Genomic DNA, 25,124 nt, shown 5'->3' on the forward strand with positions numbered 1-25,124 from the left:
TCAAACAAGATAAAATAAAATCTATTATAATTGTTGACTCCGTAACTTTGCATCAGACGGTAAAAAGACGGCGATTACTCCTAACAGCGGCAGAGCCCCGGCTAACAACATGACACTTCTGATTCCAAATGAATCTGCCATCATTCCAAACAAAACAGCGCCAAGAGCACCCATTCCGAATGCAAGTCCGACAATAAGACCTGATGCCATCCCTACTTTTCCCGGCAATAGCTCCTGTGCATACACCACCGCAACGCTGAAACTCGATAAAATAATGAATCCTGTAATGATTAAAACAGGCAAGACCGCAAACTCTGGCAGGTGCGGAAGCATCAGTGTAAACGGAACCGCTCCAATCATGGAAAAGAGAAGAACATTTTTCCTGCCGAACCGATCGGCAAGCGGTCCGCCAAAAAATGTGCCCGCAACACCTGCGCCTAAAAAAGCAAACAAATAAAACTGCGCTTTTTGGATCGAAAATCCGTACCCTTCTATTAAATAAAACTGATAAAAATTTGTGATGGCAGCTGAGTACCAGGAACGTGCGAAAACAAATAGAATCAGCAACAAGATCGCTAGTTTCATTGCATTTGGTATAGAGAGAGATGAATCTTTCCCCGATTTATTATGAGACGTACCCGTATTTATCATTTGTTTCTTGTACCAAATTGATACGTTATAAAGTAAAAAAATACCTGCTAACGTTACTGCTGTAAATAACAAGGCACCTATTTGACCAAACGGTACGAATAAAAGTGCTGTAAAAACAGGGGCTAGTGATTGACCTCCGTTTCCTCCCATCTGATAAATGGATTGTGCCAAACCTCTTTTAGAACCGGCAGCCATAAAGGCAACACGTGATCCTTCAGGGTGAAAGACAGCTGAACCTAATCCAATAAATAAAGCAGCTAGCAAAACGAGAAGAAAGTTTGGCGCAAGAGCATAGCCAATCACACCAGCAGTTGACAGCACCATGGCAAACGGCAAAAAATACGGCCGGGGTTTTACATCTGCAGCCGCGCCAAAAACAGGCTGCATAATCGATGAAGTCATGTTTAACATAAACGCGATCCAGCCAAGTTGAGAATAAGATAAGTCCAGTGACTTTTCCAGAATCGGAAACATAGCCGGTACAACTGATTGAATGGAGTCATTAATAAAATGGCCGCCGCTGATCGCAAATAAAACTCCATACGTTGTATATTGCGTGTTTATTTTACTCAAAAATGTGTCCTCCTTTCATTATTTAGACAATCGAAATATTTAAAAAAGCTTCTGCTAAGCAGAAGCAATGAATACTTGAATTATATCGAATTTAATAGACGTCTTCCAGGGCTTTTCTTAATAATGACATACTGCGGTCAAGGTCGGTTTTGACCTGTTTTTTATAAAGTTTCGCTTTTTCATAATCCGCAAATTGATAAATGACAATTTCTTTATACTTTGCCCCCTCCTGCACTTTTTTTTGACGCTTAAGGATGCCATCATCAATTAGTTCGTGCAGCGACCGGTATATTTCTGAATGGTTTGGCTCATAACCAAATGGTTTAAAAGAGGCTTTTAATTCATCCATTGCCTGCATCCCATACATTTTATGTTCTTCTACAAACCGAATCATATATAACTTTAAGAAAGCACGCTGTTTAATTAAGAATTTCCCTTCTCCTCTTGGCATACATTCACGTCCAGTCTATAATGTTTTCTTTATTTTAACACATTGAATTATAGACTTCTTTTGTTTTTAGAAAATTTGAATTTTGCACATAATTTATTATGTTAAAATCTTCTTAATTCAACTGCGTGTGCAATGCAAGGAATAGAGTCTTTCTGCAAAACTGATAATGGGGAGAGGAGAGCGCCAGTAGCCGCTATTAAAACTCGTGACCATTCGCCGGCCTTCATTTTTTGATAGATGTGCCCGCATGTAACGGCTGCGGAACATCCTGCCCCAGAACCGCCGGAAAAAACTTGCGGTTCAGAACCATATAGTAATTCACCACAATCCAAAACAGATGTTTGGGACAAATTCATCCCGCTTTCTTTTAACAATTTGATCGCAATTTGTTTTCCAATTCTGCCTAAATCCCCGGTAATAATACAATCATATTCATGCGGTTCCTGCACATGACGGATAATTGTGTCTGCTGCAGCAGGTGCCATGGCGCTTCCCATGTTATACGGGTCTTTTATTCCGTAGTCGATCACCCGGCCTGGTGACGCTGAATGGATGTAAGGCCCCTCACCGCTTAAAGACAGAATCGCTGCTCCACATGCAGTTGCCGTCCACTGAGAAACAGGCGGCTTTTGACCTCCATATTCGGTTGGGTAGCGAAACTGTTTTTCAACGGCGGAGTGATGGCTTGCTGCTGCAGTCAGCACATGTTTCGCGTAGCCGCCATCAATGAGTGCCGCTCCGGTCATAAAACCCGCCATCGATGTCGCACAGGCATTGTACAAACCAATAAAGGGAATTGACAGCGTACGTGCCGCAAAGTTTGTCGGCGTCATTTGGTTAATTAAATCGCCTGCTAAAAAAACGTCAACTTCCGCATTTTTTAATTCCGCTTTTTTCATTGCATGAACGGAAGCATCTTCCATTAACCGTCTCTGTGCTTTTTCAAAGCTGCCTTCTCCCCCGTCTAGCTTATCAAAAAATTGATCAAATGAAGAGGCTAGCGGACCTTTCGCTTCAAACGGCCCTCCAACGGCGGATGCAGCTTTGATGACAGGTTTTGTCTTAAAAATCCAGGCCATGGTTGAATCATCCTTTTCTTACTAGAATTGGTCCAGCCCCTATTTTTTATTCAAAAAAAAATGGCCTGAGCCATTTTTTGTTTAAAATGTAGTGAAATGAAGGAGTTTTTGGATTGTATAAATGATCCTTTTCGTTATAGCTATGTCTTCAGCATGTTTATGATAGTCAGCTGTATAGACCGCTCCTTCATTTCCCCATAACATATGAAAGTAGTTGTTCACTTCTGTCATGATTTTGCTGTCATTCGCGGATGAAATTTTCACGTCAGTTTCCAAATTAAAGTTGTTTAAATTTCTCGACGTATGATTGGCTGATCCGCTGATGATGACAGACTCTTTTTTCTGTTTCACATACATCATTTTTGGATGAAACTGCTCAGGGTAGTGTACAAACCATCGGACCTTCACTTTCCCATCGGTATCTTCAATCAATTCTGAAGCCATTGGAACGTTTGGCAGACCCGTCTTTTTACGCCCAAAAGAATTTTTATTCGTATCGAGAATCAGTTTAACTTCCACACCCCTGTTCGCTGCATCAGTCAATCCTTCAACAACTGTCCGGTCAGCTAAATAAAACATTGCAAGCCAAATTTCGTCTCCTTTTACTGTCTTGGCGATTTCATTCCTTATTGCTTCCTGCACTTTTCCTTCGGTTACAAGTTGTACTCGGATGCTGCCTCGATCTTGATGCTCTGGAACAGATTTCGGAAAAGATGTATCACGCCGTGTATCCGCTGCCGCTTTTTCACTTTTCAACATATCATTCACAAGCGCTCCTTTGACTTCAAACGCTGCGTTTGCAAAGTATGCACTAGCATCATGTGGATTCGCTGAACTAATGAGTGTTGTTTTTTCCGTAGTAAGAGTTTTGCGATGATTTGCTTTCACATTAAACAAAGTCAAATAGGATCGGATCGTCATATCTGGCGCTGTTTCAACAAACGCGTTCGACAGCCAGCCATTATGGCTGTCGCCAAACCATGTAAACAACATACGGTATATGCCGCTGTATACAGGGGTCGAGTCTCTTAACGGATCCATGTTCGTCATAACAACATCAATTCCTGCTTCTTTCATTTGTTCAAATTCTGGAACGTTGTGTGAATTGTAGGATGAGTTCACTTCATCAGAAATAAAGATGATCGGCATCTCTGGGTTCTCTCTTTTTTTCACCAATAACGCATCGGTTATATTTTTAACATTTCCCGGGTATTCTTTATCTTTCTCGTGATACGAGTTAAATAAAAAATAATCGATGACAATGAATTTGTCTGCTTCATCAATGATTTCCAACGTGCGTGTGAAAATCTCCTCTTTAAAAAACTTCCTGCCGTTTCGTTCGCCAGTTACATTGTAAAAAAAATCGATGTCCCCATCCGATACAAGATATTCTTTGCTTTCATATGAAATGTTTTCAGGAAGAGGTTTATAAACGTTATACAGCATAACTACAATATATATAGACAAAAAAAGAATGGCGGTCATCCGCCACTTTGCCAATTTATTCTCTCTTTTATTCAAACCCGGTCTCATCCTCTCTTTTTGCTTCTTGTACCATACCCCGATGCGTAAGAGAGATAAACCGGATAATCAATATTAATTTACATATTCAAACAACATCGCGACACCAATACCGCCAGCACTTCCAACAGCTGCTACACCGTACTTTGCCAATTTATGCGGCATGCCATAAAAAAGGCGAAGCGCAAGCATGGCACCGGATGCGCCGTACGGATGACCGAGTGCGATTCCACCGCCGAATACATTGATTTTTTCAAGCGGAATAGTGAGTTCACGGGCCGTGTATAAAATTTTGACTGCAAATGCTTCATTTATTTCCCATAAATCAATATCTGAAGGTGTTAAACAGGTTTGCTGCAATAATTTTTTGATCGCCGGAACAGGTGTGGCCGCCGGGAAATTCGGATCTGCACCGGCTGCGGCACTTCCGATAATTTTTAATCCACGGTTCGCTTTTGACGTTATCGTGACGGCGCATGCAGCATCATTATGAGCTGATGAGTTGATCGCAGTTACCGTTCCGCCTGTTTGAAATGCTGCTTTTGCGCGGCCTGCCATTTTTTCAATGGGCCTTTTTTTCACAGCTGATTCATCTGCTTTTATTCCGTGTACCGGAATCACTTCGTTTTGAAAAAAACCTTGATCATACGATTCATAGTAGCGCTTGTAACTGCGAATCGCGAAATCATCCTGTTCTTTCCGGGAAATGTGTTCCCGTGCCGCCAGCCACTCAGCAGCAATCCCCATTTCCGGATCGCCAATATAATCTGGTGAAAAAATGGCTTTTTCGGGACGTGGCGACGTGCTGGAACTTTCACATCCACCCGCAATAATCAAGTCTGCCTGCCCTGAATGAATAAGTGATGCACCAATACGAATCGCTTCTAAGCCGGATGAACATTGACGGTCTACCGTAAGTCCCGGGACGGTGTCTGGAAGTCCCGCAAGCAAGGCGGAAAGTCTTGCAATGTTCCCTCCTGGTCCTGTAACGTTGCCTAAAATGACTTCATCAGGTGGTGAGTCTAGATTAGCGTACAATGTTTTGATAACCGGTGCAGCAAGTTCTGCCGCGCCAATCTCTTTAAACATGCCGTTTTTTATGCCCACCGGTGTCCGGTACGCTCCTGTGATGTAAACACTCATTTAAACACCTCTAGTGCCATTTTTTTAAGCTCGCTGCGGGCGATTTTTCCATTTGTCGTATGGGGCAGCGATTCGGCTTTCACCCACTTGCGCGGTATTTTTTCAATCGAGAGAAGTGATTTTGCAAAAAATTGAAGATCAATCGGCTCAATATCACCTGTATATAGACATACGATACGCTCACCTAAATGCACATCCGGGATCGATGTGACAGCGGCTTCTTGTATGAGAGGGTGCGTTGTTATCACCCTTTCAACTTCTTCCGGATATACATTCACACCGCCGGTAATGATCATAAACTGCTCGCGCCCGACGATAAATAAATAGCCTTCTTCGTCTATGTACCCTGCATCCCCGACTGTATAAAATCCGTCTTCTCCTATATCCGCCTGATAGGAACCATTAATCGCGTACCCACTAAACAGCATTGGGCTTTTTACAAATACCTTACCCTTTTCTCCTGTTGTCAGTATTCGATCTCCGTCACGAATCGAAATCGTGACACCGGTACTTGGACGGCCGGATGAATCTGGTTTTCTCATATAATCATCAGGCGTCATATAAGAGACAAAACTAAGCTCTGAAGCACCGTAAAACTCATACAGTTCAGCATCCGGGTTCTGTTTCAGCCATTCTTGCTTCCGTTCAGCCGGCCATCCGGCTCCTGACAAAAATACGATTCCTTTTCCTTTCAGATTCAAATCGTATTTTAACAGTGATTCCAGCATGGTCGGGACAGCATAAAAAGCAAACGATGATGCGTTTTTGATCGTATTTACTGTTTGATGGGGCAAAAATTTTTCAAGAAGAATGATCTTCTGCCCCGTAAAAAATGCAAATGCGGCACCGTATAAAAATAGAGAATGATGAATCGGTCCGGCTATGATAGCTGACTCCTGTCCCGTTAATGGAAAATCAGCTAGCCCCGCCTCAAAACTTTTGATCCACGACTGATGATGCCGTCCAAATTGCTTCGGTTTCCCGCTGGAGCCGGACGTAAATCCGGAGTAAAAGATCGCTTCTCCGTCTTCGCAGCAATAGTCAGAGGGTACTGTTTCCATAATGGTTTGTCCTGCTTTTTCAAGATCATCTTTCCCGATAAAAAGCCGTGGAGAAGCCATTTGTAATCGCTCTTCCCGTTCTTTCCCTTTCATGCGCGGATCCAGCGGCATAAAGGTCCATCCCGCACGCGCTGCACCACAAAAAATAACAAGTGTTTCCCACCTGTTTATTGACGTAACGGCAGCGGTATCTCCGGGCTTTCCATGGGATAATAACCAGCTTGCCGCTTTTTTTGTTAGCTCTTCCCATTCAGCATATGTAAATCTCTTTGTTTCTGTCTCAACAAACAAAGAATCCGGGCACGTTTGTGCCCGGAGAGAAAATGTGGATGTAATATTCAACGATAATCCCCCCACATGAGTATATCAAAATTCACGCAGCCCTGCGAAATGACGGGACTGCCTGCAGAGCCTCCCGTAATTTAGGAACGAGAACAGCAGCAGCAGCTGATTTAATTATGTCACCAGGAATAAACGCCATGCTTGCAATGGCTACTTCACGAATGCCTACTCCCGTTACGAACGATTGAACCGGAATCCCAATTGCATATAAAACAGCGACGCCGCCGATTAAATTAGCTGTAAATGTGCGGCGGACGGTTAATTTCGCTGCACGCTCCGTCAACAAGCCGATTACGAAAGCCCCCGCAATCCAAGAGATTAAGAAACCGGCGCTCGGACCAGCAAAAACGGCAAGACCTCCGCGGCCGCCTGCTAGAAGTGGTGCACCCGCTGCGACAACAAGTAAAAATAAAATTTGGCTGACAGCGCCCAGTCTTGAACCGAGAATGCCTCCCGCAATCATGACCCCGATTGTTTGAAAGGATATTGGCACCGGTGTGAATGAGAGTGGAATAGGCGGCAAAAAGCCCAGAACCCCCATGATCGCAGCAAACATCGCAGCTTGTATCCAATGTATTGTTTTCATGATGTATGCCTCCATTATATTGTTTTTTACAGTGTAATCGAGATGCTTTTTCATTGTCAACCTAATATTATAATAGTTAACAATTAAGCTTTTCATTCATGCGCCCACAATTGATAGTCCGTGTGTTAAAATATAGCCCATGTATATCTATTTATAGGGAGTGCTTTTTTAATGATTGAACCTTCAGCCAAAATGACGGCATTTCAGCCATCAATTTTCAGTGATTTAAAACAATACACTGAAAGAAAACGAAATGAAGGAGCCGAGTTAATTGACCTTAGTTTAGGAAGCCCGGATTTGCCGCCGGATGAAAAAATTAGAAACGTGATTGCCGAGGAAAGTGCTAAAAGTTCTTCGTATGGCTATACACTTGGCGGCACAAAACGTTTTAACGAATCTGTTTCCCATTATTATGCCCGCCGTTCAGGTGTACAGCTTGATCCGGAGACTGAAATTTTACAGACGATGGGGTCGCAGGAAGGCCTTGTTCATTTGCCTCTTGCCTTCTGCAATCCAGGAGATATCGTTATCACAACGAATCCGGCATATGTGGCGTACGAAGCGGGTATAACACTAGCAGGCGCAATTCCTTATTATATGCCGCTGATTGAAGAAAACGGCTTTTTACCGGATATCGAGGCGATTCCAGAGGAAGTCGCAAAAAAAGCAAAGCTGATCATTTTTAATTTACCGGGAAATCCGGTGCCGGCAATGCCCGATGACGCTTTTTTTGAAAAAGTAATAGCCTTTAGTAAACAATATAATATTGTGGTTCTCCACGATGCCGCTTATTCTGAATTTTATTTTACCGGTACAAAACCATTCAGTTTTTTATCTGTTCCAGGAGCGAAGGATGTAGGAATTGAGATCAATTCGCTCTCTAAAAGTTTTAGCCTGGCCGGCGCACGGATTGCTTATATTGCAGGAAATGCCAGTATGATCGCGGTGTTAAAACAGTTAAAGTCCAACCTGGATTATGGTGTCTTCGCTCCTGTACAGGAAGCAGCAGCGACAGCATTGGACAATGCAGAAGAAATAACCGGCCGCTTGCGCAAGGAATTTATCCACAGACGTGATATTCTTGTGAATGGTTTAAACGATATCGGCTGGTCTGTTTCAAAACCGGACGGCGGCATGTTTTTATGGGCAAAAATACCAGCAGGAACAGATGACCGTTCGTTTGTTTTTGAAGCGATTGACCGTTCGGGTGTCGTCATGATTCCGGGCAGCGCCTTTGGGACAGGGGGTATTGGATTTGTACGAATTGCACTCGTCCAGCCTTCAAATGTCCTTACACTTGCAGTGGAACGCCTGAAAAAAATCATTCCAACTATTTGATCAATGGAGCAGGTTCATGATAAAACCTTTAAAAGTAAAAAAAGCGTTAAAGCTTTCTCCTTTTCAGTTAATCGTTCTTTTATATTTCACCGGAGCCGTTTTTTCGAGCATCCTGCTTCTCCTTCCGGTGGCTCATAAACCGAACGCTGACATTACATTTATTGACGCGGTATTTACGGCAGTCAGCGCCCTGAGCGTCACCGGGTTAACATCCGTCAGCACGATTGATACGTTTAGTACAACCGGCTACTTCTTTATTATGCTTATATTACAGGTTGGCGGAGTTGGCATCATGACATTCAGTTCGATGGTGTGGCTTTTCTTTGGAAAAAGAATCGGCATGCGCGAACGCCAGCTCATTATGGCTGACCAGAACAGGACAGACTTAAACGGCCTAGTGAAGCTAATGAGGGAAATCTTTTTACTTATTTTAGCCATTGAAGCCGCTGGAGCGTTAATACTCGGTATTTATTTTACCCAGTATTATCCAACCTTATCGGAAGCTTTCCTTCACGGGCTTTTTGCTTCGATCAGCGCGACAACAAACGGCGGATTTGATATTACAGGGGCATCACTCATTCCATTTGCGGATGATTATTTCGTTCAGTTTGTTAATATGATTTTAATTATTCTCGGCGCGATCGGTTTTCCTGTACTTATTGAACTGAAAGATTTTATTACGTACCGTGGAACGCGGAAATATGAGTTCAGCTTATTTACGAAGCTAACTGTAACAATGTATGTGATTTTAGTGGTGATCGGCATAGTGGGGATTTATTTTTTTGACCGGCATCATTTCTTTGCAGATAAAAACTGGCATGAATCCTTCTTTTATGCAACGTTTCAATCGGTCGCCTCTAGAAGCGGCGGTTTAACAACAATGGATTTGAATGAGTTCTCTTCTCCGACTCTTCTTTTACTTTCGATCTTGATGTTCATTGGTGCATCTCCTTCCAGCGTTGGAGGAGGCCTCCGGACGACAACGGTAGCGATCGCAGTTTTGGGTGTTTACACATTTGCGCGCGGTAAAAATACGATTAAGGTATTTAATCGTGAAGTTCATCCAATTGATATGCACCGGTCATACGTCGTCATGGTCACAGGGACATTCATCTGGGGAATGGCGATTATTTTCATGTCCTATTTAGAACCGGAAATTGGATTGCTGCCTATCTTTTATGAAGTTTCTTCTGCATTTGGTACAACCGGCTCATCACTGGGTATCACCCCTCATTTAAGCACGCCGGCAAAAATGATTTTAATCGTTCTCATGTTTATCGGACGAGTCGGATTATTCTCACTCCTATTCCTCATTCGCGGGAAAGAAATAAAAGATTCGTACCATTATCCAAAAGAACGCATTTTAATCGGGTAATAAAAAAGCCAGCGTAAAAGACGGCAAAACCTGTAGACAAAGTCTTAGCTTAGAAGACGATGTTTACAGGTTTTTTTATATTCAATACGCTTTTACTGCATCCTCATAATCCTTTGGTGTATCAACATCGAAGATCACGCCCCTATCATCAACAGGTACGAAAATATGTTTCTCCGCAAACTTAAATATCCTTTTCGCGCCTTGGTCACCTGACAATTCTCCAACATAGGGAAACAGTCCGGAGGGAATAAAAACAGGGTGTCCCGTTTGACCGTTATAAGTTGGCTGAATGATACATGTTGAAGAGGTTTCCAGGTTCATGATTTTATCAAATAATTGTAATATGGTCTTTTCCTTAAATAACGGCTGATCTCCTAAAAAGACCATCACCCCTATTATGTCTGTATCGGCATGTAATATTGCTTCTTTGATGGAACTGCTTAAACCTTCGTGAAAGTGATCATTTGACACCCATTTAAACCGTGTGTCCTTAATGATGACTGAATTCTTTATTTCTTCTTTTTTAAACCCTACTACTGAAATGATTTTTGAAAATGGAAATGATAGTACTTTTGTTAAGATGAGCTCTGCCATTGCGACACCTTGAATCGGTAATAACTGTTTTAACTGCCCCATCCTTGAAGACTTCCCCGCTGATAAAACGACAGCCATTATCGGAATGTTGTCTTTCATTTACTAACCTCACATTTCCTAATTCTATATAAAGCAATACTCGGCCATCCGCAGGAATTCCACTTTCATGCTGCACTTTTACATTTTTTCTTTTTCAACTAAATTAGCGATTATGGCTCCAATCGTTAAAGCCCATACTGGAGCGCTAATATAAAAAACAATAATATTTGATAAAGCTATAACAAAGGTAAATGTAACACTCATCGTCATTTTTTGTTTGGAAAAACTTAGATTTAAACTCGATCCCAGAACTCCTAATAGGGCAAATCCTGCCAGAAGCGAGACAAAATCGTTTGGCAGCGAATTTATAAATGGCACGATCATCCAAGCAAAAACCCCGAATAATAAAATCAGAATTCCTGATACAATTGCAGCAATATATCGTTTATCTTTTTCTCCAGCTTCATGACTTGAACAAATAGCAGACATCATACCTGCTACATTTGCCGATTGTCCTCCAAATAACCCGGCTGCCATAGAAAAAACACCGCTTAATGTCACAATCCGATTTGTCGGAGGCTTATAATCATTTTGTTCAAGTGCGCCAATACCCGGTGCGGCATCATTGCTTAAAATTAATAAAGCAAGTGGAAATGAGACAGTAAGTATAGATAACCAGTTGAAATCGGGATATTGAATATATGGCAAAACAAACGTTAATTCTTTATCGTATTGTTGGAAATCTTGTGTAAGAAACAACAAGAGAAAACTTGTAAAAATTGCTGCCAATACGGGTGGTATTCGCAAGTTCCATTTGGAGAATACGAAATAAACGAAAAGAGCAACACCACCAATTAAAGGAAGGTGGTGCAATCCGATGATAAATCGAACAACATAGTTTGTAATTAAACCAGCTAACATCGCTGCAATGATTTCCTTTGGGATATATTTTAATAACCTTGAAAACAAGCCTAATATCCCAATAAGAAAAATAATGACGCTTGACATGAAATAGCTCCCGATTAATTCACTGTATGTAAAGTGTGGAGCAACTGTTGCAAGAAAAGCTACTCCACTAATCGAGTGAGCGCCTACAATCGGAATTCTATAATAAAGGGGAAGAAATATACTGAATAATCCTCCAAATACATAAACTGAAAACATCCAAAAAATCGTCTGTTCATTTGAAAAATTCCCATTAGAAGCTGCCTGCAAAATAATAACCGGAGGGCCTGTTGCTGCTAATAAGCCAGATACTACTCCTGCTGAGATATTCTTAGTATTTATATCCTTAAGAGACCTGCTTTTTCTTTTCTGCTCCATTTCTAAATTCATTTTATCCTCCCTCCTGGACTTAGCTGTAAATGAGATCCGGCAAAACCATTGAGATGGAAGGGACAAATGTTACGACGATTAAGATAACAAGTGCGACAACAATAAACCTTACTAGCCCTGGAATCATTTCCACAAGGCTCATTTTCGTAATACTGTTTGCTACAAAAATGTTCAAACCAAACGGCGGTGTAAATGTGCCAATTGCTAAATTTAACACCATAATGATGCCTAAATGAACTGGGTCAATTCCAAATGAGAGAGCCGCCGGCAAAATTAAAGGAGCAATAATCACCAAAGCTATTGTCGAATCTAAAAACATTCCAATAAGTAATAAAATCAAATTTAAAAATAACAGAAATGACCAATCTGCAACAAATTGTTCCGCTAAATAATTAGACATCTCAAGCGGAACTTTAGCAATGGTCAGAACCCATCCAAATGCAGAAGCAGCCCCGATTAAAATCATAATTTGAGCTGTAGTGCCTGCGGTTGATAAACATAGATCATAAAGCTTTTTCATCGTAATTTCTTTATAGACAGCCATTCCGACAAAAATAGAATAAAGCGCGGCTATCCCGGCAGATTCTGTTGGTGTAAATACCCCGAGGAAAATTCCGCCCATAATAATAACAGGAACAAGAATGGACCAAGAAGCCTCTTTTGTTGCTTTCCAAAACTCATATTTCGTCGCTTTGGGCTCTTTTTGAAGATTATTTTTTTTGGAATAAAAGTAGGTGTATCCTAAAACGACAATAGAATAAAGAAGTCCTGCCCCTAATCCTGCCATAAAGAGGGCGCCAACGGATGTATTAGTGGAGGTCGCATATAGGATTAGTGTAATACTTGGAGGAATCAATAATGAGACAGAACCAGATTGGATAATTAAACCGCTTGAAAAACTTTTCGTGTACCCATTTTTTAATAGTTCCGGATACAGCACCTTACCAACAGCGATTACTGTAGCAGGGCTTGAACCTGATAAAGCGCCAAAAAATGACGCAGCTGTCTGAGTCGTCATGGCCAGTCCACCACTAAAATGACCTACAAGCGTCCTGCACCAGCGAATGATTCGAGTGGAAAGCCCGCCAACATCCATAGCATTTGCAACCAAAATAAAGAAAGGAAGAGACATTAGAACAAATTTATCAATCCCCCCAAACACTCTTTGCATAATGATCATTGGAGAAAGATCTGTAAAGAACCATAGGCTCGTTATGGAAGACAACAATAACGCTACAAAAATGGGAACTCCTAAAAATAACAAAACAAACATTAATAGAATCAATGTTAATACCATATGACCACCCCTAATCCTTTAATAAATTATCGAATATCTTCCACTTTTCTAAAAAGGACTTCGATAATCTTTTGAGAATATCGAATGGCCATTAATAAACCCGAAAATGGAATCACTATATAAATGATGTACATCGGCACATTTAGTGCAGGTGAAAATTGACTTGTATTCATACTAAAATTGATGAATTCGAAACTAAACCATGAAAAAACAAGAGCAAAAAGCAAGCCGATTGAATAATTGATTAAAACCAAACTTTTTTTAGCGTTTCCTTTTAGCAATCCAGGCAGAAAGTCAATGAACATATGATCATTTTTCCTTACACAGTAACTAAGACCAATAAATGTAACCCAGATTAATAAATATCGAATTAATTCTTCAGCCCAAATCGATCCATTCCCTGTAAGGCGCAAAAAAACATTAAATAGTACCAATAATGCTGAAACTAATATCGCAGCTGAAATAGATATTTCTTCTATTTTATTTAAAATCTTCACTGATCTTCCCCCCATCTTTACAAGAAATACAGGAGGACGAAAATGTATACCTCCCGTCCTCTCCACTATTGCACACTTATAATTGACTTCTTATTAATTCCAGCAATTCTTTCTTCTCTTTATTGTCACTTAGCTCATCATGCAATGGTGTTGAGGTCTCAATAAACGTTTGTTTTTGTTCGTCTGTTAACTCAAATACTTCAATGTTTGTTTTTTTAAGTTCCTGCAAATATTCCTTGTTTTGCTTTATATTCAGTTCAACTGCATATTCACCAGCTTCGTTTTCTGCTTCTTTCAGCACGTTTTGGATATTAGAAGGAAGCTGATCAAACCAGTTTTGGTTAACAGTAAAAATATAAAATTGGTAACCATGATTAGATAACGTCAAGTATTTTTGAACTTCGTAGTACTTTTGGGTGTAAATGGTTTCTAGTGGGTTTTCCTGTGCATCGACAGTACCTTGCTGGAGAGCACTATAAAGTTCCGAAAAATCAATCGGAACAGGGTTCCCTCCCCAGCTTTTGTACTGTTTCAATAAAGTCTGGGAAGGGATAACTCTAACATTTACTCCATCGAGGTTTTCAGGGGATAATACAGGCTCGTTATTGCTTGTAATTGCCTTGTATCCGCCTGCCCAGAACCCTAGTCCCGTTAATCCGTTATTTGAAAGTGACTCAAGCGCTTTTGATTCAACTTCACCATCAACCGCTTTCCAAAGTGATCCCTCATTTGTTGGCCATAAATATGGATATTCAAATACTTTTAAATTTTCATCGAACGTTGAAAGTGTCGAAATGAGTGAAATTGACATTTCAATGGTGCCCATTTGCGTAGCTTCCACTTGCTCCCTTAATGAACCGAGCTGGGATGTCGGGTAAATATCAACTAACACTTCCCCGTTTGTTTTTTCTTCAACCAGTTCTTTAAATTTAAAAGCCCCTTTTGTCTGTGATGTCATTAAAGGTGTCGACGTTGCCAATTTGATCACCATCGGTTCTTTTTCAGCTTGGACACTTGTTAAACTGTCTCTTCCACATGCAGTGAGCACGAATAGAGATATGACAACTAATACAACCATTACTGTGTAATTTAATCGCAAAGTAATCCCCCCTTTTCGACGTTTTTTCTGAATACTCAAATAAATTATTTTAGATAATCAGCCGCATAAAACTCTGCTTGCTTCCATTTCCCGTCTTTAACTTCCATTAAAGAGTAAGAAGCGATAACATTTCCATGGTCATCAAAGTCAATTGGTCCGGAAGCTCCTTGATAATTGATATCCTGACCAGCCTTTAATTCTTTCAATCCTTCTTCGAATGTATCAACTTCTTTGCCAGGAGGGTTCGTCACCTCTCGTATCTTTTCATTAATAGCGGACCCGCTCGCTTCTCCTCCAGCTTCCATTGCGAGTGCTGACGCAATAAGAAGATCATACGTATTCGCATTATAATAACCGCCAGATGGAACAGCGTTGAATCGTTTCTCATAATTTTCGTTGAAACGTTTAAAGGCGGCGTTGTTTTCATCTTCCATTGGAATAACTGTTTTAACACCTTCCGCCACACCTTTTCCAACGACATCAATGAATTCTTGAACAGCCACGTCCGGCGTTACATACCATTCCCAATCATAGCCGCGCTGCTCTGCCGCTTTGAAAATAATCGGTGCCGTATCAATACCGCCAGAATAGTAAACGAGCTTAGGATTCACTGAAGCAATTTGTTTTAACTCTCCATTATACGTATTTTGACCGATATTAAAGGTTACTTCCTTTAAAATTTTGCCGCCTAACTCTTCGAAAGTCTCCCTAAACCTTTCAACGTCACTTTGTGCTCCTTCATAGTTGCCAACCATAACAGCTACTTCCTTAATCCCATTATCAATTAATATCTTTGCGCGGACTTCTCCAATAAGAGAGTCTGATGCAGCTGTACGAAAGGCAAAATCCCCTCCTACTTCATCTAACTCAGTAGAACCCGCAAATGCAGACATAATAGGCACTTTCGCTTTTGGTGCTTCATTTAACAATGCGAGCATTGATTCAGTTTCCGGACCTATTGCAGCAACCGCACCATCAGCATTTACTAATTTTTGATACCCTTTAATGGATCCTTCGACAGTGGAAGCCGTATCCACATCGATCACGTTTATTGTTTTACCGTCAAGTATTCCCCCAGCATCATTAATTTCTTCCTGGGCAAGAATCATGGAATTAACATTTTCCTTCGTAAAAGAACCAAGCCAGCCGGTCAAGCCGGATAAAAATCCAACATTTATGCTGTCGCCTGTACTCCCGCTACCGGCCGCACCTCCTCCATTGGAGGATGAACAGGCTGTTAACATTGAAAAAATTAAAGATGCTGACAAAAAAGCTGTAACATTTTTCTTCATTTAATTTCCCCCTTTTAATGGCCTAAAAATAATTGTTCAAAATTCTCTTCTTCCAGAAACTCTCTTCCTGTACGTACCATTTTGATAATGCCAGAGTCCATTAAATAAACACGATCGGCATGTTTCAGCACATCTTTTGGATTTTCCTCTACAACCCAGACAATGGTTGTTCCTTGGCTGCAAGTTGCTACAATCATATCGATTAACCCTTTGATTATTTGCGGAGCCAACCCTGTTATCGGTTCATCTAACAATAGAAATGTAGGGTTTACGATGAGAGCACTGGATAATGCTAACATTTGCCGTTCTCCTCCGCTTAATGTGCCGGCCTTTTGCCCAAGCCTTTCTTTCAAGCGTGGAAACATATCCAGCATTTCATCGATACGTGCTTTTGGATTTTTTAGTGTATAGGCCCCCATTTCCAGGTTTTCCTGTACAGTTAATTCCGCAAATACATTTTTTCGCTGTGGAACATATCCCAACCCCAGCCGGGTGATCTCACTAGGCGCTTTATTATCGATTCGTTTTCCCTGGAAATAAATAGAGCCCTTCAATGCCGGCAGCAGCCCGCTAATTGTATGCATCAAGGTCGATTTCCCCGCGCCATTAGAACCTATAATCGCAACCATTTCCCCCTCATTTACTTCAAGGTTCACCTCATGTAAAATAGGAATCTTTCCGTATCCTGAAACCAGCTCATTCACTTCAAGCAGACTCATTTTCATTCACTCCTAAATACACGGATTTGACTCGTTCATTATTCGATATTTCTTCCGGCGTGCCCGATGCAATTAATTCACCGTTTGCCAAACAGTAGATCCGATCGCAAATCCGATAAATAAATCCGAGGTTATGGTCAATAACAAGGAAAGTCATTCCTTCCTCCCTGAGACGAAGAATATGTTCAACCATTTTGTCGAGCATTACAGGATTCACCCCTGAAGCAGGCTCATCTAACAGCATGATTTTAGGATTTGCCATCAGCTGCCGGCACAGTTCTAGCAATTTCAATTCTGCCGCACTCAAATTTTCTGCAAGTTCATTCCGTTTTTGGAACAAATTAAACTGTTCTAACAAAGCGCAAACCTTATAATAATTCTCCCTTTCGTGTTGAACAATTGATTTTCTTTTTAAAAAGGTGCTGAAAATCCCTTCACCTTTTTGCTTTGGAACGACCATTAAATTTTCTAAAACTGTTAATTTTGGAAAACCAACAGGTGTTTGAAAAGTGCGTAATAACCCTTTTTCAACAACCCTTTCCGGAGTCTCCCTGGAAATATTTTCACCTAAAAACTGAACCCCTCCTTTACTGGAAGAGAGAAAAAGACTGATCATATTAAATAACGTTGTTTTTCCAGCGCCATTTGGTCCGATTAACCCAACAATTTCTCCCTTTTTCACTTCAAGATTTACATCTTTTACAGCTTGAATCCCACCAAAACTTTTACTTATGTCATTAACCAGCAACATTTCTTCTCCCTCCATCCGGTTCATTTACTATGGAATTTTTCAGCTCTAAATTAAACAACCTTTCTACTGATTTAAATTTTTCTGCTATGAAGCCTTGAGGGAGAAATCTCAATACTAGGATTAGCAGCATACCTGAAATCAATTGCCTTATTCCAGCCAGTAATGTACTGTATTCCGTTGGCACAGGGATAAATCTTGTTGCTTCTTGAACGAAAATTAAAACAAATGCTCCTATTATTGCTCCTTTGTTGTTGCCAATCCCCCCTAAAACAAGGGCCGTCCACACGGTGAATGTAACGGTTGAGTAAAACATATTAGGTGCAATAATCGACATGTACCAAACATAAAAACAGCCTACTACACCGACCATTGAACTGCTTAAAACAAATACTTTTAATTTTGTTTTAAAAATTTCCTTCCCAATTGATTGAGTCACCTGTTCGTTTTCTCGAATTGCCCTCATATACCTGCCCATTGGTGAATCAGCTAATCTTTGTGCAAAGAAATAATAGCCTCCTAATGCAGCCAATACCAATCCTGCAAAAAACACCATATAAATGGAACCTGGAATAACCTCCTGAAAAGGTTTTTCTAGTCCGAATATTCCGACATTTCCGTTTGTCAGCCAATCTTCATTTGTCGCGACAATCCGGATAATCTCAGCAAATGCAAAAGTGGTAATTAATAAGTATTCGCTTCTTAAACGAAGAGCGGTAAATCCTATAAACAAACTGAGCAAACCTGTAATAACTGCTGATGCGATTACTCCGATCACCATGGGCAATCCAAGCCCGTATGGTGCATCAGTTGAAATCAGTGTATAAGAATAGGCGCCTAAAGCAAAATAACCAACGACCCCAAGATCCCACAATCCCAGCATTCCTCCATTGACATTCAATGAAATAGCCAGCATTGCATATATTCCGCCTAAAGCGACAAGGCCAGAGATAAAAACAAGTGCTTCCATTAGGCTGTACCTCCTTTTGAAAGTCCTTGAGGTCTTATTAACAATACAAGGATAACGAAAATAAAGGCAATGGCGGTCCGATAAGATGTTGGTACGATGATTGTGCTAATATCCATGCTTAAGCCAATAATAAGTGCCGCAAGCATCGTTCCATAAAGATTCCCCATTCCTCCAACGATGGCAACCGACATAATAATTAATATTTGCTGCCATCCCAGCTCCATATTAAGAGTGCCTGTCATGGCCAGCAAAATCCCTGCCAATCCAGCAAGACCAGATGAAATTAACCAAACATAATCGGATAATTTTTTTGAATTAATCCCTCTAATCTGGGCAAGATCACGATTCTCCGCCATTGCCCTAAACCCTTTTCCATTTTTCGTCTTCGTTAAAATAAAATGGAGGGCCATTACGCATGATAGCGACAAAATGATAATAAACAGTTCTTGATAGGAAATAATTTGTTTGCCGAGCAATTCAATCATACGGCTTGTTTCCAGTCCATACGTGCGAATGTCTGGACCAACTATCGCTTGAATAATTCCATAGATGACCCAGGAAAGGCCGATTGACGTAAAAAGCAAAACTAAAATCCCGCTTTTTCGTACTGGAAAATAAAAAATTTTTGCTAATAACAAGCCAACAAATGCTGTCAATATAACAGAGGACACTAAAGATAGACCAAATGGAATGTTTAGCACTTCTTTGAAAAGATAAGCAAAATAAGCGCCAATAAGTAATAGTTGGCCATGGGCGATATTTAAAAAATTTTCTGTTTTCCATACCATTGAAAAACCGATTGAAGCAATAATTAAAATACACCCTGTTACAATCCCAAATACAATATAATCCATCTCTGTCCCTCCCTTTCATGATCTAAGCATGAATTTTCTTTTTCCCTTTCAGGTGTCCCGAGGTTTTTTCATTTCGTACGGCAAGGAGCTCAGAAATAATGCTTATCGCGACCTCTTCAATTGTTTCAGCTCCCAAATCAAGTCCTACAGGAGAATATATCATTTTGTCTGAATACACATATCCAACTGATCCAAGCAATTCATCTGACCGTTTAATAGGGCCCAGCAGCCCGACATATTTTGGATTGCACTGGAGGGCTAATTGGAGAGCTTCCCGATCTCTTTCCATATGGTGGTTCATGATGATCCAATATGAGTCATGCAGCTCAGGTAAACCATCCATCATGTCAGACTCAGCAATCATATGATTCACTCCTGGAAACCGGGACTCGTGATTAAATTGCGTTCTTGGATCTAATACGGTCACATCAAAGTTTGCTTTCAAAGCCAGGTCAACAACAGGGACTGCATCATGCCCAGCACCACAGACAACGATTTTTTCAAGAGGAAAGTTTGTATCGATGACAAAACGCTTGCTTCCTGTTTGGATAACGTGCGCAAACTTTTTATCGTGTTTAGAAATACCATTTAATAGATCAATAGGTATATTTTCACCGTTTTGCGCTAATACCTCATTTTGAGCGTTTAGCAGCCATCCTTCTCCAGAGAAAGTGTCAAATACAAGACGGATGATTTGATTTTTGCACGCTTCTTCGTTTATCCTGTTCCAAAAAAGAGATTCTCTTTCTATCGGAAGTATCAATACCTCTAAAGAACCTTTGCAGCCAATGCCTAAACCCCAGAGGTCATTTTCACTCAAATTGTAAGACTTTGTCATTGCCTTATTTTGTTCAATGGCGATTTTCGTCCATTCTGCTAAATCACTTTCCAAGCATCCTCCACTCAGGCTTCCGGATATTTGTCCATCGCTCGAAATCAGGATTTTCGTTCCGGGTTTTCTATAAGAAGACCCTTTCACCTCTGTGATCATAAGCATCGCTGCCTTTTCATCCCGCTTCCATACCTTGTTTAATTGCAAAGAAATATCTTTTATTTCTTTTAAGAAAGACACTTTACTTCACTCTCCATTTCGCCTGATCTGTATCTTTGAACAATTTTATATCTTTTAAAGAAATCAAATGGGTGAGGTAAGGGGCCACCGTACGAAAAGCCTCTGTTTCAGGAAAATATCCTTCACTTCCCAGTAATGGATTAATCCAAATAATTTGGAAAACTTCTTGATTTAATTTTTTCATTTGGGTATTTAATTGTTCCATATCTCCCCGGTCCCAGCCATCACTGAAAATTAAGATTGTCGTGAGTTGAGGAGACAGTCTGGATGAATGATATTTACGAAAATCTCTTAAACATTGGCCAAGATTAGTACCATTAGAGGAAATACGGAGCCGTTCATTTAGCAGTTCCATCGTTTGTCCGTACTGACGGTTGAAAAATTTAGAAACTGGATAGATCGATGTGCTAAAGAAAAAGGTGTCCGCTCTCCCGACAGAGCGATGTAGTTGATAAAAAAGAGGCAAATACATTTTTATATATATTTCCATTGATCCACTAATATCGATAAGTGTTAATAGTATCTGTTTATCCGTTTTGCTTTTTCCTTTTTTATACAATTCTAAAAATTCCATAGCACCGTGTTTTATATTTTTACGCAATGTTTTCTTTAGAAAGAAATCATTATTGCCTTGAATAAGACTATCCTTTTGCATTGAATTCGTAAGTATTGTCAAAAGCTGCTTATATTCTTTCGATTTGGATAAATCTTGAATAGGCACTGATGTAAATTCTTTCAGCATGAGTCTTTCATCAGGCGAATAGGTGTACATTTTGCCGGCCTGTTCTAAATCTTGTTGAAAATCTTCTTTTACTAACATGTCATCATCCAATTCATTCATGCTCGCATCTGAAGAAGACAGATTTACATCCAATTCTTCCACATCTGCTTTCTTTTGAGCATCATTCATTTCTTGATCGCCTGTTTCTTCTTCGGATTCGATTTCTTTCCCCGCGTAAGGTACCGCATCTTCCCAAAATCCTCGAAACACACGATCGTAAACTTTATAATCTTCATGACTGGTACAGAAGATACAGCGAAGCCCATAATAAAATTTTTCTTTTTGCAGCACATTGATCTCTTTTAATGCTTCTATAGCCTTTAAAGAATGACTCTGGTTAATCCTTAAACCATCATCTTTTAGACGGCGGGCAAATCTGACAATGGTTTCATTAAGATGAAACGTATCCATTTATCCAATCAGCCTATTTAAAATATTTTTGCTGTCTTTTAGAGCGTCATCCAAAGACTTTATGACCATATCCGTATCTTCTTTTGTTTTAACCAGGCAGCCTGCCGTGTTTTTTAGAATATTTTTATCCCATATGTTATCTAACCCTAAGCTCGAAATGGTTCTCGCCCAATCAAGGCTTTCCGATAATCCAGGTTTTTTATCTAAAGGATATTTTCTTAGCACAGATAGGAAGGAACAAATTTGGTTTAGGAGAATTTCTGATAATCCTGACGTTTTGCTGCGAATAATCTCCATCTCTTTATCAAGAGATGGATAATCAATCCATTGATAAATACACCTTCTTCTCAAAGCATCATGTACATCCCGTGTTCGATTGGACGTTAAAATAACTCTCGGTTTATGGAATGTTTTAATCGTACCAACTTCGGGAATACTAATTTGAAAATCAGATAAAAACTCTAGCAAGAACGCTTCAAACCTTTCATCCGAACGATCGATTTCGTCGATTAGCAATACGACAGGCTGTCTTGATTGGAGTGCTGCCAATAGAGGGCGGGCTATTAAAAAATCTTTATGAAAAAGGTCTTCCTCTTCTAAAAACTGCCCATTCAAGCTCTCTGTCTTTAGAAGATGATGTTCCCGCATTCTAATGTTTAAAATTTGTTTTAAATAATTCCACTCGTAAAGCACTTCATTGCTTTCAATGCCTGGGAAGCATTGAAGTCGAATTAAATTCCCATTTATTCTCTTAGCCATTACTTTCGCTACTTCCGTTTTTCCCACACCCGGGTCTCCCTCTAAGAATAGGGGCTGTTCCAGAATTTCTGAAATATAGATTGCCATGAGCAAGGAAGGATCAGCAATATACCCTTGTTCTTTTAATTGTTGCTGTAACGCTTCAATTTTTTCATTCACATTCATCAAACCCCATTTTTTTATTGTGCTTCCGCCAATTGGATTAAATCTCTCAGTCTGTTTGGGCTAATTGGAACAGAATTAATTTTGATATTCAGCGGCTTCATTGCATCACAAACAGCATTGGCAATGGATGCTGGCGGACAAATGGCTCCTCCTTCTCCCACGCCCTTCACACCAATAGGGTTTCTCGGTGAAAGAAATTCTTGATGGCCCATCTCAACAACGGGCACTTCCATTGCTGTCGGGATTAAATAATCCATATAAGTTCCGGTCACTAACTGGCCGTTTTCGTCATATATGATCTCTTCATATAAAGCACCGCCAATTCCCTGCGCAACTCCACCCTGTATTTGGCCGTCAACAACCATCGGGTTTAATACGCGCCCGCAATCGTGAATAACAACATATTTTAAAATCGTAACAAATCCTGTTTGTTTATCTACTTCAACAATTGCCACATGGAATCCTGATGAAAATGTAACGGATGGCGGGATAAAATAATGGGTTACACTTGCTCCAGGCTCCATTCCTTCCGGTACTTTACTTCGCGGGCCTGGTTTAGCAGCCAATGCAATTTCCCGCAAAGTGACAAATTTTGATGGAAGCGCTTTCGGATACACTTTCCCTTCTTTCATTTCCAAATCGTTTGGTGCTACTTCTAACATTTCACCCGCTATAGCAAGAAATTTCTCACGCAATCGTTTTGATGCTACTTGAACAGCTGAACCGGCCGTTACAGCACCTCTGCTTGCAAATGTTCCTACACCATAAGGCAGCAAGCTGGTATCCCCGGCTTTCACTGTTACTTGATCCGGACTTACGCCAAATTCATCCGCACATATTTGGGAAAGTGTTGTTTCATGACTTTGACCATGTGGACTGGAGCCTACATAGGCTAAAATATGTCCTGACGAATCAACTCTAACGACCGCACCCTCGTGGGGACCAATTCCTGTTCCCTCAATATATGAGGAGACCCCAATTCCAATATACCTCCCTTTTGTTCTTTCCTCGATTTGTTCTTGGCGAAATTGTTCGTATCCCACAATATTCAGCGCCTGCTTTAACCCTTCTGGATAATCACCATTTTCCAAAACCATGTGTGTCCCATCCCGATAAAATAAATCCGTTTCATAAGGCATTTCTTCGGGCTGTATGAAGTTTTTTCTTGAAACTTCTATAGGATCCACATTTAACTTGTCTGCTATCATATAAATTAATCGGTCCATAACAAATACAGCTTCCGGCCTTCCCGCTCCGCGATACGGCACATTTGGTGTTTTGTTTGTTAAAACAATTTCTCCCACAATATTATAATTTGGTATTTTGTACATTCCTCTAAGATGTGCGGCACTGTTATAGGCACAGCATAAAGCAAAAGAATTGTGAGCTCCATTATCCAGCAAAAAATGATCCTTTAACGCCAATATCGTTCCATCACTTTTAAAAGCTACTTCAACATCATGAACTTGATCACGAGAATGTCTTGTACTTTGCATATGCTCCAGCCGATCCTCGATCCACTTCACTGGCCTTTTGTGTTTCATAGCAAGGTAAGGAATCACAATCTCCTCAGGATAAACAGCACATTTTGGACCGAATCCTCCCCCGACATCCGGTGCAACCACACGGATATTATCTTCGACTAAATTAACGAGTTTAGAAATGTAAGAGCGAACCATGTAAGGAACTTGAGTAGAAGACCAAACTTGTAATTGGCTGCTCCGTTCCTCATATTCCGCTACTACTCCTCTAGTCTCGAGCGGATTTCCCGATACTCTCGGCGTTTTTAATTGTGTTTTTATCGTATAATCTGCTTGTCGAAATGCACTTTCTATGTTGCCGACTTTTACTTCAAAGTGAGATTGGATGTTATTGTTTAACTCCGCATGGATAACTGGCGCAGCTTCTTTTTTTGCTTCATAAGGATCTGTGAGAACGGGCAGCGGTTCATATTCTACTTTAATTAACGCAACGGCATCTTCAGCAAGATAGCGGTTATTTGCTACGACAATGGCAATTGCTTGTCCAACAAATGTTACTTTGTCTTTGGCAAGCATTGGTTCAGGATTTCTCTTAATGGTTGGTTTAATTTCTTGTTCTAGATTAGAAGGTAATGTAAATTCGACAAATTCTGTAAATGGCTTTACTTTTCCTTCTAAATCAGAAGCAATCACAACGTCTATTACCCCTTCATATTCTTTTGCCTTTGATATATCAATATTTTTGATTTTTGCGTGAGCATAAGTACTTCGTAATATAGCCGCTTCCGCCATGTTATCTAAGCGTATATCCGCTACAAATATTCCTGTACCTGTTAGAAGTCGGTAGTCTTCTTTTCTTTTCACATTCTGTCCAACATACTTTGACATATC

General features: G+C 40.4%; 23 protein-coding genes. 2 read left to right on the forward strand and 21 right to left on the reverse strand.

Going from position 1 to position 25,124, the window contains the following annotated elements:
- Positions 1–24: 24 nt before the first annotated feature.
- The 7 genes from BTO28_RS07940 to BTO28_RS07970 all read right to left on the reverse strand — a co-directional run bounded on the left by BTO28_RS07940 (position 25) and on the right by BTO28_RS07970 (position 7,407).
- The gene (locus tag BTO28_RS07940) at positions 25–1,224 is read right to left on the reverse strand and encodes an MFS transporter (RefSeq protein WP_076765024.1); all 1,200 of its coding nucleotides are present in this window, start codon (positions 1,222–1,224) and stop codon (positions 25–27) included.
- Positions 1,225–1,315: 91 nt separating this feature from the next.
- On the reverse strand, positions 1,316–1,675 hold the full coding sequence (locus BTO28_RS07945; protein WP_076765025.1) for a helix-turn-helix transcriptional regulator: 360 nt from the start codon (positions 1,673–1,675) through the stop codon (positions 1,316–1,318).
- 101 nt (positions 1,676–1,776) lie between these two features.
- Positions 1,777–2,754, reverse strand: a complete 978-nt coding sequence (gene spoVAD, locus BTO28_RS07950; RefSeq protein ID WP_076765027.1) for a stage V sporulation protein AD — start codon at positions 2,752–2,754, stop codon at positions 1,777–1,779.
- 81 nt (positions 2,755–2,835) lie between these two features.
- Positions 2,836–4,275, reverse strand: coding sequence for a phospholipase D-like domain-containing protein (locus BTO28_RS07955; RefSeq protein WP_158068795.1), 1,440 nt, complete (start codon positions 4,273–4,275; stop codon positions 2,836–2,838).
- A gap of 75 nt (positions 4,276–4,350) precedes the next feature.
- Positions 4,351–5,418 (reverse strand): acetyl-CoA C-acyltransferase, encoded by a 1,068-nt coding sequence (locus BTO28_RS07960; protein WP_076765031.1) that lies wholly within the window; start codon positions 5,416–5,418, stop codon positions 4,351–4,353.
- Complete coding sequence (locus tag BTO28_RS07965; RefSeq protein ID WP_076765033.1) at positions 5,415–6,821, reverse strand: AMP-binding protein; 1,407 nt, start codon at positions 6,819–6,821, stop codon at positions 5,415–5,417. Before BTO28_RS07965 ends, BTO28_RS07960 begins: the two co-directional genes overlap by 4 nt.
- 31 nt (positions 6,822–6,852) lie before the next feature.
- Complete coding sequence (locus BTO28_RS07970; RefSeq protein WP_076765035.1) at positions 6,853–7,407, reverse strand: biotin transporter BioY; 555 nt, start codon at positions 7,405–7,407, stop codon at positions 6,853–6,855.
- 171 nt (positions 7,408–7,578) lie between these two features.
- On the opposite strand from BTO28_RS07970, the gene BTO28_RS07975 reads away from it, so the two are divergent.
- Together BTO28_RS07975 and BTO28_RS07980 are read left to right on the forward strand one after the other, a co-directional pair.
- On the forward strand, positions 7,579–8,745 hold the full coding sequence (locus BTO28_RS07975; RefSeq protein WP_076765037.1) for an aminotransferase class I/II-fold pyridoxal phosphate-dependent enzyme: 1,167 nt from the start codon (positions 7,579–7,581) through the stop codon (positions 8,743–8,745).
- Between the two features lie 16 nt (positions 8,746–8,761).
- On the forward strand, positions 8,762–10,120 hold the full coding sequence (locus BTO28_RS07980) for a TrkH family potassium uptake protein (RefSeq protein ID WP_076765039.1): 1,359 nt from the start codon (positions 8,762–8,764) through the stop codon (positions 10,118–10,120).
- Between the two features lie 81 nt (positions 10,121–10,201).
- Here BTO28_RS07980 and BTO28_RS07985 read toward each other — a convergent pair whose 3' ends face one another.
- The 14 genes from BTO28_RS07985 to BTO28_RS08050 all read right to left on the reverse strand — a co-directional run bounded on the left by BTO28_RS07985 (position 10,202) and on the right by BTO28_RS08050 (position 25,121).
- Positions 10,202–10,813 (reverse strand): nucleotidyltransferase family protein, encoded by a 612-nt coding sequence (locus BTO28_RS07985; RefSeq protein ID WP_076765040.1) that lies wholly within the window; start codon positions 10,811–10,813, stop codon positions 10,202–10,204.
- 78 nt (positions 10,814–10,891) lie between these two features.
- The gene (locus BTO28_RS07990; RefSeq protein ID WP_076765042.1) at positions 10,892–12,088 is read right to left on the reverse strand and encodes a benzoate/H(+) symporter BenE family transporter; all 1,197 of its coding nucleotides are present in this window, start codon (positions 12,086–12,088) and stop codon (positions 10,892–10,894) included.
- A gap of 19 nt (positions 12,089–12,107) precedes the next feature.
- Entirely contained in the window at positions 12,108–13,385 is a 1,278-nt protein-coding gene (locus tag BTO28_RS07995; RefSeq protein ID WP_076765044.1) for a TRAP transporter large permease, read from the reverse strand.
- 26 nt (positions 13,386–13,411) lie between these two features.
- Entirely contained in the window at positions 13,412–13,882 is a 471-nt protein-coding gene (locus BTO28_RS08000) for a TRAP transporter small permease (RefSeq protein WP_158068796.1), read from the reverse strand.
- Between the two features lie 76 nt (positions 13,883–13,958).
- The gene (locus BTO28_RS08005) at positions 13,959–14,981 is read right to left on the reverse strand and encodes a TRAP transporter substrate-binding protein (protein WP_083711396.1); all 1,023 of its coding nucleotides are present in this window, start codon (positions 14,979–14,981) and stop codon (positions 13,959–13,961) included.
- 44 nt (positions 14,982–15,025) lie between these two features.
- A complete protein-coding gene (locus BTO28_RS08010; protein ID WP_076765048.1) occupies positions 15,026–16,273 on the reverse strand; it encodes an ABC transporter substrate-binding protein in 1,248 nt (415 codons plus the stop codon).
- A 14-nt stretch (positions 16,274–16,287) separates the two neighbouring features.
- Positions 16,288–16,992 carry an ABC transporter ATP-binding protein gene (locus tag BTO28_RS08015; RefSeq protein ID WP_158068797.1) on the reverse strand — a complete coding sequence of 235 codons (705 nt, stop codon included), beginning with the start codon at positions 16,990–16,992 and terminating at the stop codon, positions 16,288–16,290.
- A complete protein-coding gene (locus BTO28_RS08020) occupies positions 16,979–17,743 on the reverse strand; it encodes an ABC transporter ATP-binding protein (protein WP_158068798.1) in 765 nt (254 codons plus the stop codon). Before BTO28_RS08020 ends, BTO28_RS08015 begins: the two co-directional genes overlap by 14 nt.
- Entirely contained in the window at positions 17,730–18,710 is a 981-nt protein-coding gene (locus tag BTO28_RS08025) for a branched-chain amino acid ABC transporter permease (RefSeq protein ID WP_076765050.1), read from the reverse strand. The genes BTO28_RS08020 and BTO28_RS08025 overlap by 14 nt, the downstream gene beginning before the upstream one ends.
- Positions 18,710–19,564, reverse strand: coding sequence for a branched-chain amino acid ABC transporter permease (locus tag BTO28_RS08030; RefSeq protein ID WP_076765052.1), 855 nt, complete (start codon positions 19,562–19,564; stop codon positions 18,710–18,712). The genes BTO28_RS08025 and BTO28_RS08030 overlap by 1 nt, the downstream gene beginning before the upstream one ends.
- Before the next feature lie 22 nt (positions 19,565–19,586).
- On the reverse strand, positions 19,587–20,636 hold the full coding sequence (locus BTO28_RS08035) for an XdhC family protein (RefSeq protein ID WP_076765054.1): 1,050 nt from the start codon (positions 20,634–20,636) through the stop codon (positions 19,587–19,589).
- Position 20,637: 1 nt separating this feature from the next.
- Positions 20,638–21,828 carry a VWA domain-containing protein gene (locus BTO28_RS08040; RefSeq protein WP_076765056.1) on the reverse strand — a complete coding sequence of 397 codons (1,191 nt, stop codon included), beginning with the start codon at positions 21,826–21,828 and terminating at the stop codon, positions 20,638–20,640.
- A complete protein-coding gene (locus BTO28_RS08045) occupies positions 21,829–22,746 on the reverse strand; it encodes an AAA family ATPase (protein ID WP_198936749.1) in 918 nt (305 codons plus the stop codon).
- 20 nt (positions 22,747–22,766) lie between these two features.
- Positions 22,767–25,121, reverse strand: coding sequence for a xanthine dehydrogenase family protein molybdopterin-binding subunit (locus BTO28_RS08050; RefSeq protein WP_076765060.1), 2,355 nt, complete (start codon positions 25,119–25,121; stop codon positions 22,767–22,769).
- Between the last annotated feature and the right edge of the window lie 3 nt (positions 25,122–25,124).

Source organism: Domibacillus epiphyticus, assembly GCF_001975785.1.
In the GTDB taxonomy this organism is placed as follows: Bacteria; Bacillota; Bacilli; order Bacillales; family Domibacillaceae; genus Domibacillus; species Domibacillus epiphyticus.